Annotated in this window: 15 protein-coding genes and 1 pseudogene; 11 read left to right on the top strand and 5 right to left on the bottom strand. The window is 68.2% G+C overall.

Features of this window, described 5'->3' with window-relative positions; all coding sequences use genetic code 11:
- Positions 1-516: 516 nt before the first annotated feature.
- Positions 517-1713 carry a ParB/RepB/Spo0J family partition protein gene (locus NF681_19595; protein UST55945.1) on the top strand — a complete coding sequence of 399 codons (1197 nt, stop codon included), beginning with the start codon at positions 517-519 and terminating at the stop codon, positions 1711-1713.
- A gap of 255 nt (positions 1714-1968) precedes the next feature.
- On the opposite strand, the gene NF681_19590 is transcribed toward NF681_19595, so the two are convergent.
- Positions 1969-2916 carry a LysR family transcriptional regulator gene (locus NF681_19590; protein UST55944.1) on the bottom strand — a complete coding sequence of 316 codons (948 nt, stop codon included), beginning with the start codon at positions 2914-2916 and terminating at the stop codon, positions 1969-1971.
- A gap of 155 nt (positions 2917-3071) precedes the next feature.
- On the opposite strand from NF681_19590, the gene NF681_19585 reads away from it, so the two are divergent.
- Genes NF681_19585 through NF681_19560 form a run of 6 tightly spaced genes read left to right on the top strand, consistent with a single transcriptional unit; the run spans position 3072 to position 10341 of the window.
- Positions 3072-3923 (top strand): fumarylacetoacetate hydrolase family protein, encoded by an 852-nt coding sequence (locus tag NF681_19585; GenBank protein ID UST55943.1) that lies wholly within the window; start codon positions 3072-3074, stop codon positions 3921-3923.
- Between the two features lie 14 nt (positions 3924-3937).
- Positions 3938-6034, top strand: coding sequence for a hydantoinase/oxoprolinase family protein (locus tag NF681_19580; protein ID UST55942.1), 2097 nt, complete (start codon positions 3938-3940; stop codon positions 6032-6034).
- On the top strand, positions 6031-7848 hold the full coding sequence (locus NF681_19575; protein ID UST55941.1) for a hydantoinase B/oxoprolinase family protein: 1818 nt from the start codon (positions 6031-6033) through the stop codon (positions 7846-7848). The genes NF681_19580 and NF681_19575 overlap by 4 nt, the downstream gene beginning before the upstream one ends.
- Positions 7849-7859: 11 nt before the next feature.
- Positions 7860-8231: a hypothetical protein gene (locus NF681_19570; protein UST56017.1), complete on the top strand. Its 372-nt coding sequence runs from the start codon at positions 7860-7862 to the stop codon at positions 8229-8231.
- A complete protein-coding gene (locus NF681_19565) occupies positions 8231-9376 on the top strand; it encodes a GTP-binding protein (protein ID UST55940.1) in 1146 nt (381 codons plus the stop codon). Before NF681_19570 ends, NF681_19565 begins: the two co-directional genes overlap by 1 nt.
- The gene (locus tag NF681_19560; protein UST55939.1) at positions 9373-10341 is read left to right on the top strand and encodes a tripartite tricarboxylate transporter substrate binding protein; all 969 of its coding nucleotides are present in this window, start codon (positions 9373-9375) and stop codon (positions 10339-10341) included. Before NF681_19565 ends, NF681_19560 begins: the two co-directional genes overlap by 4 nt.
- An 83-nt stretch (positions 10342-10424) precedes the next feature.
- Here NF681_19560 and NF681_19555 read toward each other — a convergent pair whose 3' ends face one another.
- A complete protein-coding gene (locus NF681_19555) occupies positions 10425-11399 on the bottom strand; it encodes a LysR family transcriptional regulator (protein UST55938.1) in 975 nt (324 codons plus the stop codon).
- A 93-nt stretch (positions 11400-11492) separates the two neighbouring features.
- Between NF681_19555 and NF681_19550 the strand changes: the two genes are divergently transcribed.
- From NF681_19550 to NF681_19540, 3 genes are read left to right on the top strand one after another with little or no spacing between them, the layout of a single operon-like run.
- Positions 11493-12491 carry a tripartite tricarboxylate transporter substrate binding protein gene (locus NF681_19550; GenBank protein UST55937.1) on the top strand — a complete coding sequence of 333 codons (999 nt, stop codon included), beginning with the start codon at positions 11493-11495 and terminating at the stop codon, positions 12489-12491.
- A gap of 6 nt (positions 12492-12497) precedes the next feature.
- Positions 12498-13526: a hydroxyacid dehydrogenase gene (locus tag NF681_19545; GenBank protein UST55936.1), complete on the top strand. Its 1029-nt coding sequence runs from the start codon at positions 12498-12500 to the stop codon at positions 13524-13526.
- A complete protein-coding gene (locus NF681_19540; protein UST55935.1) occupies positions 13523-14227 on the top strand; it encodes an RraA family protein in 705 nt (234 codons plus the stop codon). The genes NF681_19545 and NF681_19540 overlap by 4 nt, the downstream gene beginning before the upstream one ends.
- Positions 14228-14253: 26 nt before the next feature.
- Here the strand turns inward: NF681_19540 and NF681_19535 are convergent, their stop codons facing one another.
- On the bottom strand, positions 14254-14421 hold the full coding sequence (locus tag NF681_19535; GenBank protein ID UST55934.1) for a hypothetical protein: 168 nt from the start codon (positions 14419-14421) through the stop codon (positions 14254-14256).
- 42 nt (positions 14422-14463) lie between these two features.
- Between NF681_19535 and NF681_19530 the strand changes: the two genes are divergently transcribed.
- Positions 14464-15453, top strand: coding sequence for a tripartite tricarboxylate transporter substrate binding protein (locus NF681_19530; GenBank protein ID UST55933.1), 990 nt, complete (start codon positions 14464-14466; stop codon positions 15451-15453).
- A 325-nt stretch (positions 15454-15778) separates the two neighbouring features.
- Here the strand turns inward: NF681_19530 and NF681_19525 are convergent.
- Together NF681_19525 and NF681_19520 are read right to left on the bottom strand one after the other, a co-directional pair.
- Positions 15779-17062: pseudogene (locus tag NF681_19525) on the bottom strand (sorbosone dehydrogenase family protein).
- Positions 17059-17496 carry a hypothetical protein gene (locus NF681_19520; GenBank protein UST55932.1) on the bottom strand — a complete coding sequence of 146 codons (438 nt, stop codon included), beginning with the start codon at positions 17494-17496 and terminating at the stop codon, positions 17059-17061. Before NF681_19520 ends, NF681_19525 begins: the two are co-directional and overlap by 4 nt.
- Positions 17497-17511: the final 15 nt, after the last annotated feature.

The raw sequence follows: 17511 nt of genomic DNA, 5'->3' as shown, positions 1-17511 counted from the left end.
TCGACTTCGTTTCATCGTGGACCACGCTTGGCAGCGACGCGCGGCGTGGCGTCCGGCTGCGAGCGTCTGGATCAGCCGTACTGTCGCGTGGTCCGTGGAGGATGGATGCCCGTTCAAAGCATGCAATCGCGTGGGACCGACAGCGGCGTCAGACGGCACGCGTTCCGGCAAGTATTTAGTTAAAACAGGTGACCGATGAACTGTCGACTGCATCGAAGTACGGTTTCGCAGACAGGGCATCGCTCGCCAGATCAGCCCAGTCGAGCCGAGCCAACGCCGTCCCCGACCTTGGCCTTGAGCGCCGTGACCGAGCGGGTGGGGTGGGAGCCGTGCCGTCGACCATGCCAGGCCATCCCGGTGCCCCAGTGGCAGTCACCAGCACGCGGCATGGATTGAAAGGCGAGGGGGGTTGTACGGTACAACCCCCCGTCCACGAGGACGGTTGAGCGCTTTGGAGAACGACAATAAACAGGGTGACGCCGGCTGACCCTGTGAGCCTTGCGCGAAACTATGGCGATGGGCATCCAATCATGGACCGCGCATTCCGAGCGCTCCCATGCCGAGGCCTACAACGACCCGAACGCCCCCCACGATTTCAAGAGGATCACCGAGATGGCAAACAAGAACCTGATCAAGCGCGCGTTCAGCGTGACCGCCAATCTGTCCGCTCCGGCGGCCGGCGTGCCTGCTGCGGAGCCCGTTGTGACAGAGCCGTCAGGATCCCTCGGCGGCGCCGTCGCTGCGAAGCAGGTTCCGCCGTTGGAAGGGCAGGGAGCTGCCGGCGTCATGGCGCCACGCACAGGCCCTGGATCGATGCTGGCCTTCATGACCGAACAGTCCGAGGTGCACAAGGAAGTGCTGGAACTTCGAGAACGCGTGGCGGCCTTCGATGGTGCGGAAGTGGCACGCCGCCTCGACCCTGCGCTGGTCCTGCCGTCGCGATGGGCGAATCGGGAACTCGCGCATTTCTCGACGGAGGCGTTCGCCCAATTGAAGGCGGAGATCGCCAGCGCGGAGGGTAACGTGCAACCCATCAAGGTCCGGCCGGCCAGGTCCGACGTGGCCGCACCCGGGACTTTCGAGATCGTGTACGGCCACCGTCGCCACCGCGCGTGTCTCGAACTCGGGCTCCCGGTGCTCGCACTGGTCCAGAACGCCATGGCGGACACCGACCTGTTCGTCGAAATGGAGCGGGAGAACCGAAACCGTGCCGACCTTTCCGCGTGGGAGCAGGGGATGATGTACCTGCGCGCCCTCGAGTTGGGGTTGTTCCCGTCCGCCAAGCAGTTGTCCTTGGCGATCGACCGCGACCTCGGCAACATCGGTCGCGCCATGGCATTGGCGAAATTGCCGGCCGAGGTGGTGGCCGCCTTCGGCTCACCACTCAACCTGCAGTTCCGTTGGGCGACGCCCTTGAAGGACGCCCATCAGCGGGACCCGGAGGGACTGCTGGCGGCCGCACGGGCGATGTCGCAGCGACAGCCCCGGCCGCTGCCGGCCACTGTCTTCGCGGCGCTCACGACGCCGGATTCCGAGCCGGCCGCACGGACCCGGACGCCGCTGGAGTGGAAGGACGCTTCCGGTGCCGTCATCGCTTCGCTGGAGCGGGACCGCAAGGGCAGGGCCACCCTGACCTTCGTCGAGCCACTGAGCGATTCGCAGGGGCGTCGCCTGAAGAAATTGATCGACGATCTGCTTGGGCTCAAGGCTTGATCCGGTCCAACCAATCGATATGGCGGCCGGGCGTCCGTACCGGTCGCCCCGGATTTCGAGACCGGCGGGCCGACAGGGGCGTGCTGCCCGCCGCACCGATGTGCTGGATCCGATTAAATCAGCCATTTTCTGATTTGTTGATTATGTGATTTATCAATAGAATTAATGGATGCATCTCATTTGAAATAAGGGTCGCTTGCGCCAGCTGTCGCTGGCAAATTGGTCAAATCGCTGTGTCGACCCAGCTCATGGCACTCAAACAGCCGCTTGCGAGCCTTTTGTCTCGTCGGGAGGTTCTGTGATTCGACTTCCCCACGAAGTCACCACACGTTGAATGGTTTCGGCGGTCATGCGACTTGCGGGCGACAACTTGCCTTGCCTCGGAAACGCCAGTGTCACGTGTCGAACGAGGTCGGGGCTGACCAGCTTGCTGGCTTGAAGCCGGCCTCGACGGAGCTCCTCAGCAATCGAGTAGGGGCCCATGACCGAGTAGAGCCCGGAGGTGTGGGCGACCAGTTCTTTCTGCATCGTCAATGAGTCGACCTCGGCCACCGGGTCAAGCGTGAAACCTTGACTGCGGGCTGCCTCGTCGAGCGCGTTGCGCCAGTGGCTCGGACGTCGCGGCAGCACCAGCCGCAGGCCTGACAGGCGTGAGAACGTCACTGTCGGCTCTCGCGTGAGCGCGTCGCCAGAAGCAGCGATCAAATAGGTGTGAGCGACGCTCAGCAGTCGCTCGTCGCTGCTGCTCGGGCGGTCGAAGCGGAACAGGATTGCCATGTCGACGGTGCCGCCATCAAGCATGGCGTTGAGCTCGGTACCCTGTGCCTCGACGATGTTGAGGCGGATGCCAGAATGCTCCCGCTGCAGGTTCTGGAACAGGCGGGTCATGAGCGGATGAGCGGCCGAGGGAATCACGCCCAGGCGCACTTCGCCCAGCAACTGGCCGGCCTCCTCGCGCAGTTCCTGCTTCAGGCGATCGGTCTCCGCCAGCCACGCGCGCAGCCGTTGCTCGGCGCGCCGGCCCAGTTCGGTAGGAACCACGCCACGTCCGGTGCGGCGGAACAGCGGTCCGCCGAAATCCGCCTCGAAGTCACTGATCTGCCGGCTGACGTGCGACTGCACGGTCTGACGGCGGACCGCGGCCTTGCTCAAGCTGCCCAACTCGAAGACTTCCAAAAACAAACGAACTGTCGATGTGTTCATGGTGTTTACCCGTGGAAGCCATGCCTGAAAAGGCAGATCTGATTGCTTTGAATTCTATCTATTCGAATAGGTCTTAGGTTTCTAAAGTTGTCCTCCGCGTTGTGAAGAACCTCATCCCGAGCTCCTTCAGCAGCGATGAATCTCAGGAGACATGCTTGAAACTCGTCAGCTTCAATCACGCCGGACAGGCGTCCTACGGCCTCGTGGAGGGCGACCGGTACCTGCAGCCGTCGGCCGACTTTCTCGGGCGCCATCCGGACCTGGTCTCGGTACTGCGCGCCGGCGCCCTGGCCGAGCTCGAACAGAACACGCGCGACGGCGGCACGGCGCTCCCGTCCACCGACGTGCAGGCCCTGCCGGTCATCCCGAACCCCGCCAAGTTCATCTGCGTGGGCCTCAACTACAAGACCCACGTGGCCGAGACCAAGCGCGGCGACAGCGAGCACCCCTCTCTGTTCCTGCGCTTCATCGACACGTTGGCGGCCGACGGCGACGAGGTGCTGCGCCCGTCGTTCTCCGAGCGCTTCGACTGGGAGGGCGAGCTGGCCCTGGTGATCGGCAAGGGCGGGCGCCACATTCCCGCGGCCCAGGCCTTCGAGCACATCGCCGGCTTCGCCTGCCTGAACGACATCAGCGTGCGCGACTGGCAGCGCCACACGCACCAGTTCACGCCGGGCAAGAACTTTCCCGGCACGGCGCCCTTCGGCCCTTTCCTGGCCACGCGCGACGAGGTGCCCGACGTCTCCCGATTGACGCTGGAGACCCGCGTCAATGGCGAGGTGATGCAGCACGCCAGCGTCGGCGACCTGATCTTCGACATCCCGACGATCATCGAATACGTCTCGCGCTTCACGCCGCTGTCGCCGGGCGACGTCATCGCCACCGGCACGCCCGGCGGCGTGGGCGACCGCCGCGAGCCGCCGCGCTACATGAAGGAGGGCGACGTGGTCGAGGTCGAGATCACCGGCCTGGGCATCCTGCGCAACCGCATCGGCACGGCCGCCTGAGGCATCGCACGACCATGGCGAATTCCCCGACCCCCCAGACCCCGCGCAACCTGCGCATCGCCGTCGACATCGGCGGCACTTTCACCGACATGGCTGCTTTCGACGAGGCGACCGGCGAGCTGATGTTCGGCAAGGCGCTGTCCACGCACGGCCGGCTCGTGGACGGCATCCAGGCCACGCTCGACAGCGCCGACATCGACGTGAGGAACGGCCAGCTGTTTCTGCACGGCTCGACCATCGCGATCAACACGCTGCTCGAGCGCAACGGCGCCAACACGGCACTGCTGATCACCGAGGGCTTCCGCGACATCTACGAGATCGGCCGCGTCAACCGCCCCGACGCCTACAACCTGTTCTTCAACAAGCACCAGCCGCTGGTGAAACGCTCGCTGCGCTTCGAGGTCGCCGAGCGCCTTCGCGCCGACGGCAGCCTGCACAAGGCGCTGGACGAAGGCGCCGTGCGCGAGCTGGCGAAGGAATTGAAGGGGCAGGGCATCGAGGCCGTCGCCGTGCTGCTGCTGCACTCCTACCGCAACCCGGCGCACGAGCAGCGCGTCAAGCAGATCCTGCAGGAGGAGCTGCCGCACGCCTTCGTCTCGGCCTCGCACGAGCTGTCGCAGGAGTACCGCGAGTTCGAGCGCGTCTCCACCGTCGTGGCCAACGCCTACGTCGGCCCGCGCGTCTCGCAGTACCTGGGGCAGCTGGAGACGCACCTGTCGGCCAAGGGCTTCGAGGGCGACTTCTACGTCGTGCAGTCCACCGGCGGCCTGTTCCCGATCGAGCACGCCCGCGTCGGCTGCGTGCGCATGCTGGAGTCGGGCCCGGCGGCCGGCGTGATCGGCGCGCAGGCGATCTGCGCCCAGCTGGGCATGGGCGACGCCATCGCCTTCGACATGGGCGGCACCACCGCCAAGGCCGGCGTGATCAGCGAGGGCCGGCCGCTGACGACCGGCTCGGCGCTCATCGGCGGCTACGAGCGCGCACTGCCGATCCAGATCCCGATGATGGACATCCACGAGGTCGGCACCGGCGGCGGCTCGATCGCCCGCGTCGAGACCGGCAACGCCCTGCGCGTCGGTCCGCAGAGCGCCGGCTCGATCCCCGGCCCGGTCGCTTACGGGCGCGGCGGCAAGGAACCCACCGTGACCGACGCCAACCTGGTGCTCGGCCGGCTCGACGCCGACAACTTCCTCGGCGGCGAGCTCAAGCTCGACATGCAGGCCTGCCAGCGCCAGATGGCCGAGCGCGTGGCCACCCCATTGGGCCTGCAGCCGACCGAGGCGGCCGACGGCATCCTGCGCATCGCGGTGACGCAGATGTCGCACGCCGTGAAGGCCGTGACGACCGAGCGCGGACTGGACGCCGGCAGCTTCACGATGGTGGTCTACGGCGGCGCCGGACCACTGCACGCCTCGGCCATCGCGCGCGAGATCGGCATCCGCAAGGTGCTCATCCCGTACGCGCCGGGCTACTTCTCGGCCTACGGCATGTTGTTCTCGGACCTGCGCTACGACTACGTGCGCTCGGTCTTCCGCAAGTTGAACGACGTCTCGTTCGACGAGATCGAGGCCGCCTACCAGTCGATGGAGGACGAGGGCCGCGACGCGCTGGCGCAGTCGGGCGTGAAGGCCGACGGCGTGGTCATCGAGCGCGCCGCCGACATGCGCTACGTCGGCCAGGAGCACGCCGTGACGGTCGACCTGCCGCTCGCGTTCTTCGAGGGCAAGGACCGCTCGGCCATCAAGCGCCAGTTCGACGAGCTGCACAAGGTGCGCTACGGCACCTCGGCGCCCAAGGAGCCGGCCGACCTGGTGAGCCTGCGCGTGACCGTGCTGGGCACCATGAAGAAGCCGCCGAAGCACCAGGTGGCGGAGGGCGCCGCGCGACCTGAAGCCGCGGCGCGCCGTACCGTCAAGCCGGTGTACTTCCGCGCCGGCGGCTGGGCCGACACGCCGGTCTACCGGCGCGACCTGCTGCGCGCGGGCAACCTCATCGACGGCCCGGCGCTCATCGAGGAGCACGCCTCCACCACCGTCGTGCAGCCCGGCGACGCGCTGCGCGTGGACGAACTCGGCAACCTGCAGATCGACATCGGGAGCGACCGCTCATGAAAGACACCTACACCACCCCCGCCGCTGCCGCGAGCGGCAACGACGTCGCGATCGATCCGATCACCGTCGAGGTCATCCGCAACGGCCTCTACGCCGTGACCGAGGAGATGAAGACCAACCTGACCCGCACGGCCTACAACCTGATCATCTACGAGGCGCTGGACTTCACCGTCGGGCTGTTCACGAAGGAGGGCGACACGGTGTCGATCGGCCTGGGCCTGCCGATGTTCATCCGCGGCATGTCGGAGACGGTCAAGGCCAAGATCCGGCACTTCGGCTACGAGAACATTTTGCCGGGCGACATCCTGGTCACCAACGACGCCTACACCACCGGCAGCCACCTCAACCACTTCACCTTCACCATGCCGGTGTTCCACGACGACCGGCTGGAGGGCTTCACGTGCTGCATGGCGCACTGGCTGGACGTGGGCGGCACGCTGGGCAACGTCACCACCGACATCTTCAGCGAGGGGATCCAGATCCCCATCGTCAAGTACCAGCGCGAAGGCGTGGTCAACCAGGACCTGATCGACATCATCGCGATGAACGTGCGGCTGGCCGAGCGCGCGCTGGGTGACCTGCGCGCGCAGATCACCGCCATCACGACCGGCGAGCGCCGCTACATGGAGCTGCTGCAGCGCTACGGCGCCGACGCCGTCAACGGCTCGATCCGCCGCATCATGGATTCGTCGGAGGCGGTGGCGCGCAAGAACACGCTGTCGATCCCCGACGGCGTCTACGAGGCCGAGTCCTTCATGGACGACGACGGCCTGGAGATCGGCAAGCGCATCCCGATCCGCGTCAAGGTGACCGTGGCGGGCGACGAGATGACGGTGGACCTGTCGGACGTCAGCAAGCAGGTGCGGGGCTTCTACAACTCCGGCTTCACCACCGGGATCGCCTGCGCGCAGGTGGCCTACAAGTGCCTCACCACGCCGACCGACTACCCGGTCAACGACGGCAGCTTCCGCTCGCTGAAGGTCGTGATGCCGATGGGCACCGTCGTCAGCGCCGAGCGCCCGTATCCGATGCGGGTGTGGATGACCTTCCCGATGACGGTGATCGACACCATCTTCAAGGCACTGGCACCGGCCATCCCCGACCGCTCCATCGCCGGCCACCACGCCGACCTGGTGTTCCCCAACATCCACGGCATCTCCCCGGAGGACGGCCGCCTGTTCATCGTCGGCATCGGCCCGCTGGGCGGCGGCTGGGGCGCCAAGAGCAACGAGGACGGCGTCTCCGTCACGGTCTGCATCAACGACGGCGACACCCACAACAGCCCGACCGAGCAGCTGGAGGCCAAGTACCCGGTGCTGGTGGAGAAGTACGAGATCAGGAAGGACAGCGCCGGCGCCGGCCAGTACCGCGGCGGCCTGGGCGCGGAGATGGTGGTGCAGGCGCTGTCGCCCTTCACCGTGACGACGCGCATCGACCGCGTGCACTGCAAGCCCTGGGGCCTGGAGGGCGGCGGCGATGCCATGGGCAACGGCCTGGCCGTGCGCCACAAGGGCGAGTGGAAGACCGACCATCTGAACGCCAAGATCTTCAACGTGCGGCTCGAGCGCGGGGACGCCTACAAGATGCTCTCGGGCGGCGGCGGCGGCTTCGGCGATCCGCTCGAACGCGACATGGACAAGGTCGCCGAGGACGTGCGCGAGGGCTATGTGGGCGCCGAGGTGGCGCGCGAGGTCTACCGCGTGGCGCTGGACGCCCAGGGCGGCGTCGACGCCGAGGCGACGCGCACGCTGCGCGCCGCGCCGAAGGCCGCTGGCACCGCGGCGCCCGCGGACGTCGCCTGGGACGGGCAGTGAGCGACGTCGCCATGGCCGACGACGTCGCCGAGCGCGCCGACCGGCTGCAGCGGCTGTGGAGCGAGCTGGCGGTGCGCCACGTCGCGCTCGGCTCCAGCTGCGGCTGCGGCGCCGGCGGCGTCAGCCTGCAGCTGGTCGACTTCGAGCTCGACATCGTCGACTACCTGGAGGACGCGGGATCGCGCTCGGGCATCGCCGAGGTCGAGGCCTTCTTCCGCGAGCACCCGACCGCGCAGGCAACGGGTCTGCCCTTGCGGGGGTTGCTGGAGGACCTGGCGCGCGACGCCTTCGATCCGGCGGCCAGCCTGTGGCTGCTGGGCCGGCTGGAGAAGACCTTGAACTCCTTCGCCGAGCTCCATGGCGGCCAGCGGCGGGACGGATGATGGGCAGCGGTCACTTCTCGGCCCTGCTGGCGGGCGGGCGCGAGGCCGCGCTCGACACCGGCCGCGAGCCCGACCGGGCGCGCATCCCAGTGACGGTGCTCACCGGCTTCCTCGGCAGCGGCAAGACGACCCTGCTCAACCGGCTGCTGCGTGAGCCCGACCTGCACGGCACGGCGGTGATCGTCAACGAGTTCGGTGCGATCGGCATCGACCACGACCTGATCGCGCAGACCACCGAGGACACCGTGCTGCTGGCCAACGGCTGCATGTGCTGCGCGGTGCGCGGCGACCTGGTCGCGGCGCTGGTGGCGCTCGGCGCGCGCGGCGACACCGACGGTCCGCCGCTGCGCCAGGTCCTCATCGAGACCAGCGGCCTGGCCGATCCTGCGCCCGTCCTGCGCACGCTGATGGGCGAGCCCGCCGTGAAGGGCCGCTTCTCGCTCGCGGGAGTCTGTTGCACGGTCGATGCCGTCCTGGGCGCGGGCACGCTCGAGCGTCATCCGGAGGCCACCAGGCAGATGGCGATGGCCGACCAATTGCTCGTCACGAAAACCGATCTCCTGAACGGGCCGGTGTCACCCAGCCTGCTGGATTGCCTGCAGGCCCTCAATCCCGACGCCGACGTCCACCTCCACCCCGATGAACACGTGGGCGTGCTGCGCCGGACGTTGCAGACCACGCCCGACCGGGACGGCGGGAGTTCGGGCGGGGACCTGCTCGGTCTGCACTACCGGCCGACATTGCAGGCCGCTGGAACGTCCGAACCCCTCCTGCACCCGGAAGGCATCCGATCGTTCGTGATCGTGCGCGATGACCCATTGGCGCGCGAGAGCTTCGAGGCCTGGCTCGACATGGTGATCGCAATGCGCGGGGAGGATCTGCTGAGAGTCAAGGGCATCGTCAACTTGGTCGAGGAGCCGGACCGGCCCCTGGTCTTTCACGGGGTGCAGCACCTCTATCAGCCCCCCGAGTTCCTGCCGGCCTGGCCGAGCACGGATCGCCGCTCCCGGATCGTCTTCATCACAAGCGGCGTCGACGCCGAGGCGTTGGACGAGTCGCTGCGCGTCTTCGAGCGCCGACGAAGGCGCAGGTCCGCCGTGGCTCCCGTACCTGACCCATCGACAAAAACCCTGGAGACACCATGAAGCCCTTGAAAGTTCTCGCCGCCTGCGCGGTCCTCGCGTTCTCGCCCGCCTGGGCGCAGACGGCCAAGTTTCCCGACCGGCTGGTTCGCATCGTCGTGCCGTTCGCCGCTGGTGGGGGCGTCGACAACGTCGCTCGGCTGCTGGCCCAGCAGCTTCACACGCAGCTCGGCGGCGTGCCGGTGATCGTGGAGAACCGGGCCGGGGCCAACGGGTCGCTCGGCGGCAAGGCGGTGCAGACCGCCCCGGCCGATGGCTACACCCTGCTGTTCTCGGCCGCCACCCATGTGCTGGCCAAGGAGGTCATGAGCACGCCGCCCTACGATCCGCAGACGGACTTTGCGCCGATCGCACGGGTCGCCGAGGCGCCGCTGATGCTGGTCATCGCGCCCACCCTGGCGCCGCGCAGGCTCGGGGAGGTGCTGGCCGCCGCGAAGAAGGAGCCCGACAAGTGGACCGCCGCGATTCCCGCAGCCGGCGCCCCCAGCCACTTGGCCACGCTGCTGCTGGCCAAACAAGGCAACGTCAAGTTCACTTACGTGCCGTACAAGGGCACGCAGCCTGCACTGGTCGATGTGGGTGGTGGGCATGTGCAACTCCTGATGGACTCGATGATCTCGGTCCTGCCGCTGGCCAAGGCGGGTCGGGTTCGCCCGATTGCCATCACATCGGCCAAACGCAGCCCGTTGGCGCCGGACGTTCCGACCGTTCAGGAGAGTGGACTGCCCGGATTCACTTACGGGTCGTGGTATGGGGTGTGGGCGCCCAAAGGCACGCCGCCCGACCGCGTGCAACTTCTCAACGAGGCCATCAATGCCGCCATGACCGAACTCGGCAGAAGCGGCGCGCTTGCCAATCTGGGCGTCGAGCCTGTGACGCAGGACGTCGAGCAATTCAGACGGTATGTGGCAGGTTTCGTGACGCAGAGCGCCGAACTGCTCAGAAGTGCAGGTTTCAAGCCAGAGTGAAGGCTGTTGTCGAGAGCGGCGTCGACAGATCGGCGCTGCTCATAAAACTCCGGGTCGGATCGCCCAATGGCGCTCGACCATTTTTAGAGGCGAGACAATTGCGCTGAACCAGGGAATGGAAACGGATCCAGCACGTTGGTTTCGCTCGCGACCTGTGAATCATCCTCGTTGAAATCCCCCGCCTGCAGGATGGCGATCAGCCTGCGTGCGGCGGGCGACAGGTACGCGTCGCTTCGGTAGGTGACGCCCAGCGTGCGCTGCAGGGTCGTCTCTGCCAGCGGGACTTCTTTCAGCACCCCGTCACTCCCACGCTCCAGGGTGCGTCGCGAGATGAAGCTCAGCAATCCCGTTCGCAGGATCAATGCAGGCAACAGGGGAATGGAGTTGGCGCTGATCTGCACGATCGGCAGCGGGAGGCCGTGCGTTCGGAAGACGGCGTCCAGCCACTGGCGGCTTGGAATCGACGCGGCCGGCAGCACCCAACCGTAGTTGCACAGCGCTTCCAGGGTGATCGCCGGCAGTGAGAAAACCGGGTGCTCCGGGCTGGTCGCGACGACGGCCGTGTCGTCGAAGATCGGATGCGTCTGAAAGTGCGGATCGGGCAGCGGGATGAGACCGATCAACAGGTCGATGCTGCCTTCGCGCAAGGCTTCGCGCAGCGCCATGCTGGGCCCGACGGTGATGTCGATCGTGGTGCCGGGCGCCTCGGACAGCAGCAACCGGGACAGCGCGGGGAGCACGTTGTCCGCAGCGATCGGTCCACTGCCGATGCGCACATGACCGGCGTTGCCTTTTGCGAAATCATTCACTTCGCGCAGCGCTTCCTCGGATGCGCCGCGCAGCAACCGGGCGCGTGCCAGAAGCACCTCGCCCACCGCCGTGGTCCGGATGCCGCGACCGGCGCGCGTGAACAGCGGCACGCCGAACGCGGCTTCCAGGCGCTGCATGCACTTGGTCAACGCCGGCTGTGACCGCCCCAGCTTGTCGGCCGCCTGTCCCAGATGACCGAGCTCGGCCACGACTTCGAAGTAGGCGAGATCGCGCAGGTTGAGGGTCATTCATAACCTAAAGAAATGGTTGAATCAATTTAATCAAATGGACCGAATGAATCAAGGTTGAGAAGATCGCCGGCAAATCTTCAGGAGACAACCATGATTCGACGACGCCTTCTCGCCCGCGTGACCACCGCGCTGGCTGCATCCACCCTTGCGTGGGTGACTGCGAGCACGGTTTCGGCCCAGCCGGCCGCGTGGCCGCAACGCCCGATCCGCCTCATCGTGCCGTTCCCGCCCGGAGGCAGCGCCGACTTCCTCGGCCGTCTGGTGGCCGAAAAGCTCACGGTGCAGAGTGGATGGGTCGTGGTCGTCGAAAACCGTGCGGGTGCTGCCGGCAACATCGGCCTCGATGCCGTGGCCCGCGCACCGGCCGACGGCTACACCTTCGGCATCGGACAGACCGCCAACATGGCGATCAACCCGTCGCTCTACGCCAAGATGCCTTTCGACCCGCTCAAGGACCTGGTGCCGGTCGCGTTGGTGGCGTCGCAACCGATGGTCGTCACGGTGAAGGCGGACTCGCCGTTCAGGACGATGGCCGACCTGGTCGCCGCCGCCAAGAAGCGGCCCGATCCGATGCGCGTCGCTTTCGCTGGCAATGGCACGGTCGGCCATCTCGCCATCGAATTGCTGGAACGCCGTGGCGGCATCGCGCTGTTGAACGTGCCGTACAAGGGCGCTGGCCCCGCGGTGAACGACCTGCGTTCCGGCCATGTGGATTTCTACATCGGCAATTCGGTCTCGGTGCTCGGTCAGGTCAAGGGCGGCAGCCTGCGGGCGCTCGCGGTGACTTCGCCGGCACGGCTGCCGGCACTGGGCGACGTGCCGACCCTGGCCGAATCGGGCTTTCCCGCGTTCGACGCACAGACGTGGTCGGGTGTCGTGGCGCCGGCCGGCACGCCGCCGGCCCTCGTGGAGCGCATGCATGCCGAGGTGAGCAAGGTGCTGGCGCGGCCTGACGTGCTGGAGAAGTTCGCCAACGAGGGCAGCACGGCAGCCACGGGCCGCACCAGCACGCAGTTCGGTGAACTCATCGCCAGGGAACACAAGACCTGGGGCGATGTGGTGCGCCAGGCCAACATCCAGCTGGACTGACGGGCGATGCGCGAATTCACCGTCCTGGTCACCGCTGCGACGCTGGCCGCGCCGGGCGCGCGGTTGTTGAGCGACGCCGGCTGCCGTGTGCTCTACCTGCCCTCCGGCAGCGCTGACGGGGTCGTCGGCGATGTCATGTCGGCCGAGCCGGTGGACGCGGTCATCTCTCGCACCGTGCCGCTCACGGCGCGGCACATGGCGGCCTGCCCGACGCTGCGCATCGTCTGCAAGCACGGTGTCGGCGTGCCCAATATCGACGTGGCCGCCGCGACGGAGCGTGGCATTCCGGTGTGCGTGACGCCGGGTGCCAATGCGCAATCGGTCTGCGAAATGACGCTCGGGCTGATGTTCGCCGCCGCCCGTCGCCTCGCCTGGCTGGACGCCGAACTGCGCGCGGGTCGCTGGTCGCGTGCCCAGGACGGGCTGGAACTGCACGGCCGCACGCTCGGGCTGGTCGGCCTCGGCGCGGTGGGGCAGCGCGTGGCCGCCGTCGCGCTGGCGCTCGGCATGCCGGTCGTGGCTTTCGATCCCTCGGTGACGACGCTTCCGGCCGCGTTGGAGGGCGTGCGCCGGTTGTCGTCCGTCGATGCGGTCGTCGAACTCGCCGACGTGCTCAGCCTGCACGTGCCGCTGACGGACGCGACGCGCGGCCTGATGGACGCCGCACGCATCGCCCGCATGCCACGAGGCGCCATCCTGATCAACACCGCGCGGGGCGAGGTCGTCGACGAGATCGCGCTGATCGCCGCGCTGCGCAGCGGCCGCCTGCGTGCCGCCGGGCTCGACACGATGTCGGTCGAGCCGCTTCCGCCGGACCATCCGCTGCTTCTGCTGCCGAATGTGGTTCTGACGCCGCATGTCGGCGGCTCGACGCCCGCTGCACTCGACGCGATGGCGCTGGGCGCGGCGCGCACCGTGCTGGCTTTTCTGCAGCGCGGCGAACTTGACCCGTCGACCTGTGTCAACGCGGACCGGATGTCCTCGTCGCCCGGCCTCGACCACTTTTCCATCGCTTCAACCGGTGAAACCCCATGAGCAACCATCCACCCGCTTCGGCCGCATGGCCACCCGGCTACCGCATCAATGCCCGTGCTGCCGATCTGCCGAACGCGCTGATCGAAGCGTTCCGGAGCATCCCCGTGGCGGTTGCCGGTGACTGCATGGGCCGCAGCGTCGGCGCCGTCGGGCTCACCGGCTACCACGGCAGGCTCGACACCGTGCTCTGCGGTCAGGCCGTGACGGTGCGCGTCCGACCCGGCGACAACCTGATGATTCACAAGGCGCTGATGATGGTCCGGCCCGGTGACGTGCTCGTCATCGACGGCGGTGGCGACCTGACGCAGGCGCTGATCGGCGGCCTCATGCGCACGACGTGTCTGGTGCGCAAGCTCGGCGGGCTGGTCATCGATGGGGCGCTGCGTGACCGGCTGGAATGGGCCGAGGGCGGACTGCCGGTTTTCGCGCGTGGGCATACGCATCGCGGACCCAGCAAGGAGGGGCCTGGAGAGATCAACGTGGCGGTGGCCTGTGCAGGACTGGCGGTCCTGCCGGGAGACCTGATGCTCGGAGATGCGGATGGCGTGATCGCCATCCCGGCGGCAGAGGCCGAGTCGGTGCTGGAGCGGGCGGTGCGTCATCTGGAGCGCGAAGCAGGCATCCGAGCGACGAATCTGGCGGGCAATTCGGACCCGGAGAGATTCGATGCGGTTCTGAGGGCGAAGGGGCTGCCGGTCTGAAGCACGGGACTCGAGAAAGGCCTCATTCATTTGGATCGACAGCGTGACCGGCCGACTTTCGACACGACCCTTTGCCCAGCGCGTGAATCGACCTTCGGGTCCTGGTCGTTGAAGACACGCGGCCCGGTCGGCATGCCGATGCGTGGCCAGCGTTCGGCCTGCGCGTCGATCGACCCGAGAATGCCGTTCTCCATTTCGTCCTCCATCGGCAGGCAGACAGCCTCGGGAACCAAGCAATGAAACGACATGCCTTGCTGCGCAATTTCGCGTTCGCGGTCGCGGCGCTGTGCACCGTCTGGAGCCAGATCGCATCGGCCGGAACCTGGCCCGAACGGCCGGTCCGGCTGGTGGTGCCTTTTCCGCCGGGACAGGCCACCGACATCTTCGCGCGCGCCCTGGCCGAGCAACTCGGCAAGCGCCTGGGGCAACCGGCGATCGTGGACAACAAGGGTGGCGCGGGCAGCAACATCGGCACCGAACTGGTGGCGCATGCGCCCGCGGACGGCTACACCCTGCTGGTCGCCGGCAGCGCCATGGCCGTGAACCACACGCTCTACAAGACCCTGCCTTACGACCTCCAGCGCGAACTGACCGGCATCACGCTCATCGCCAAGATGCCGCTGGTCTTCCTGGCGACGCCGGCCTCCGGGATCACGTCGGTCCCGGAACTGATCCGGCGCGCCAAGGCGCGACCGGGCGTCCTCAACTACGCCAGCGCCGGGGTGGGCGGCACGCAGCACCTGTCGGCGGAGATGTTCAAGGCGGCCACCGGCACCTTCATCACCCACATTCCCTATCGTGGCAGCGGTCCGGCGCAGGCCGATTTCATGGCCGGCCAGGTGCAGCTGATGGTCGACTCGGTGACCGCCGCGCTGCCGCTCATCCAGAGCGGGCGCGCCGTGCCGTTGGCCGTGACTTCCGTGGAGCGCTCGACGCAGTTGCCCGCGGTGCCCACCCTGCGCGAGACAGGCGTGCCCGCCCTGGCCGGGTTCGAAGGCGTGGGCTGGCTGGGCCTGATGGCCCCGGCGCGCACACCGCCCGAGGTCGTGGCGCGGCTGCAGCGGGAAGTGGGCGAGATCCTCGAATCCGAGTCGATGGTGCGCTTCATCGCCGATCGCGGCTCGATCGCCTCGCCGTCCACCGGCGCGGCGTTCGATCGATTCATCCAGACCGAGATCGTGAAGTGGGGCGAAGCCGTGCGGCGATCCGGCGCCACGGCGCAATAGCGAAGACAGGTTCGGGCGCGGGTGCGGGCACGGGCGGCTCCGGAGCACCGCCCGCATGGGCCGGCGGCCATCGCTCCATGGAGATTCCTGCGGCAGCCTTTGCCGCAAACGCCGATCAGCGCGCTGGCGCCGTGCCCGGCGCGGTCGTGCCACCCGGGCCGCCGGGCGTTCCCGTGGTGCCGTCCGTGCCGCGCCCGCCGCTCGCGTCGGGTCCGCCGCTCGCGCTGCGCGAGCCCGTATCGGCGGCTTCGCCGGACGCGCGGTTCGTTTCCCCGGGCGCCACCGGGGTGGCCGCACCCCGGCCTTCTCCCGCCGGCCGACCCGCCGGCGTCACGCGCCAGAGCGTGTTCGAGAGGTCGTCCGCGACCAGGAGCGCACCGCGTGGATCGACCGTCACCCCCACCGGCCGGCCACGCGTCTTCCCGTCGTCGCCGAAGAAGCCGGTCACCACGTCCACCGGATCGCCGGCCGGCTGGCCGTCGCGGAAGGGCACGAAGACCACGCGATAGCCGCTCGGTGGATCGCGGTTCCAGCTGCCGTGCTCGCCGACGAAAAGGCCGTCCGCGAAGCGCGCGCCCATCGCCGGCGTCGAGAACGCGAGGCCGAGGGTGGCGACGTGCGATCCGAGCCCGTAATCGGGTCGGAGGGCCGCGGCGACCTTGGCCGGGTCCTGCGGGCGCACGCGCGTGTCGGCGTTCTGGCCCCAGTAGCTGAACGGCCAGCCGTAGAAGCCGTTCTCCCGCACCGACGTGACGTAGTCGGGCACCAGGTTCGGCCCGATCTCGTCGCGTTCGTTGACGGCCGCCCACAGCCGTCCCGATCCGGGCTGGAGGGTCAGCGCCGTGGGGTTGCGCAGGCCCGTCGCATACGGGCGGTGCGCGCCGGTCGCGGCGTCGACCTCCCAGACCATCGCACGGTCCACCTCGGCCAGCATGCCGCGCTCGGTGATGTTGCTGTTGGAGCCGATGCCCACGTAGAGGAACCGGCCGTCGGCGCTCGCGGCGAGCGATTTGGTCCAGTGGTGGTTGATCGCGGCCGGCAGGTCGGTGACCTTGACCGGCGCGGCGGCGGCCGTGAACTGGCCCGGCTCGTAGTCGAAGCGCACCAGGGCGTCCTGATTGGCCACGTAGAGCCGGTTGCCGACCAGCGCGAGGCCGTACGGCGCGTTGAGGTCCTTCGCGAAGATCGTCCGCGACTCGTAGACACCGTCGCCGTCGGCGTCGCGCAGCAGCGTGAGTGGGTTGCCGCCCTTCACCGGGCTGGTGCCGCGCGCCTTGATGACGCCGGCGATCACGTCCTTGGGCGTCAGCGCGGGTGCGCCGCCGCCACGCCCCTCGGCGATCAGGATGTCGCCGTTGGGCAGGACCAGCGTCTGGCGCGGGATCTGCAGGTCGGTGGCGACGGCGGTGATGCGGTAGCCCTCGGGCACCTGCGGGCGGCGCTCGCCCCAGAGCGCCGGCTCGGCGATCTTCATCGAGGGCAGCAGCCCGCGCTGCGGCTCGGGCAGCGGTGGCTGGGCGCCGTAGACGGGAGCGTCCGCGCTGCCCGTGCAGGCGACCAGGAGCGCCAGTGGAACCAGCGCGAGGATCGAGCGGGTCGGCGCCTTCATGTCCGCACCTCCGGGCCACCGGTGGCGAGTTCGAGCACGCTCGCCACCGCGACGAGCGCGAAGACCAGCACCGCGAGCATCAGGCCTTCGGGCAGCGTCGCCGCCGCGTCCTTGGCGTGCACGAGCGAATTCACGAAGCCGAACGCCCACCCGACCAGCAGCAGCATGCTCGCGAGCACGGACCGCCGGTGTCTGCGAGCGGCGCCGATCAGCGCGACCACCGACCAGAGCAGCGCCAGCCCGCCCAGCAGGAGCGCCCCGGCGTTGAGCCACGACGCGAAGTTCTTCCACTGGACCTGGGCGGTGTCGGCATAGGCGATGTCGCTCAGGAGGACCCCCGCGAACAAGGGGACGCTGCCCGCCAGAAGGAGCGCGCGAAACGGATGGAGGGAACGTCGGGCCGTCCCGGGTGCATGGAGTGTGGTGTCGGTCATGCCCGGGTCGTGGCA

This window comes from Comamonadaceae bacterium OTU4NAUVB1, from assembly GCA_024372625.1.
GTDB lineage: Bacteria > Pseudomonadota > Gammaproteobacteria > Burkholderiales > Burkholderiaceae_C > Variovorax.
This window is presented reverse-complemented; position numbering and strand designations above follow the sequence as displayed.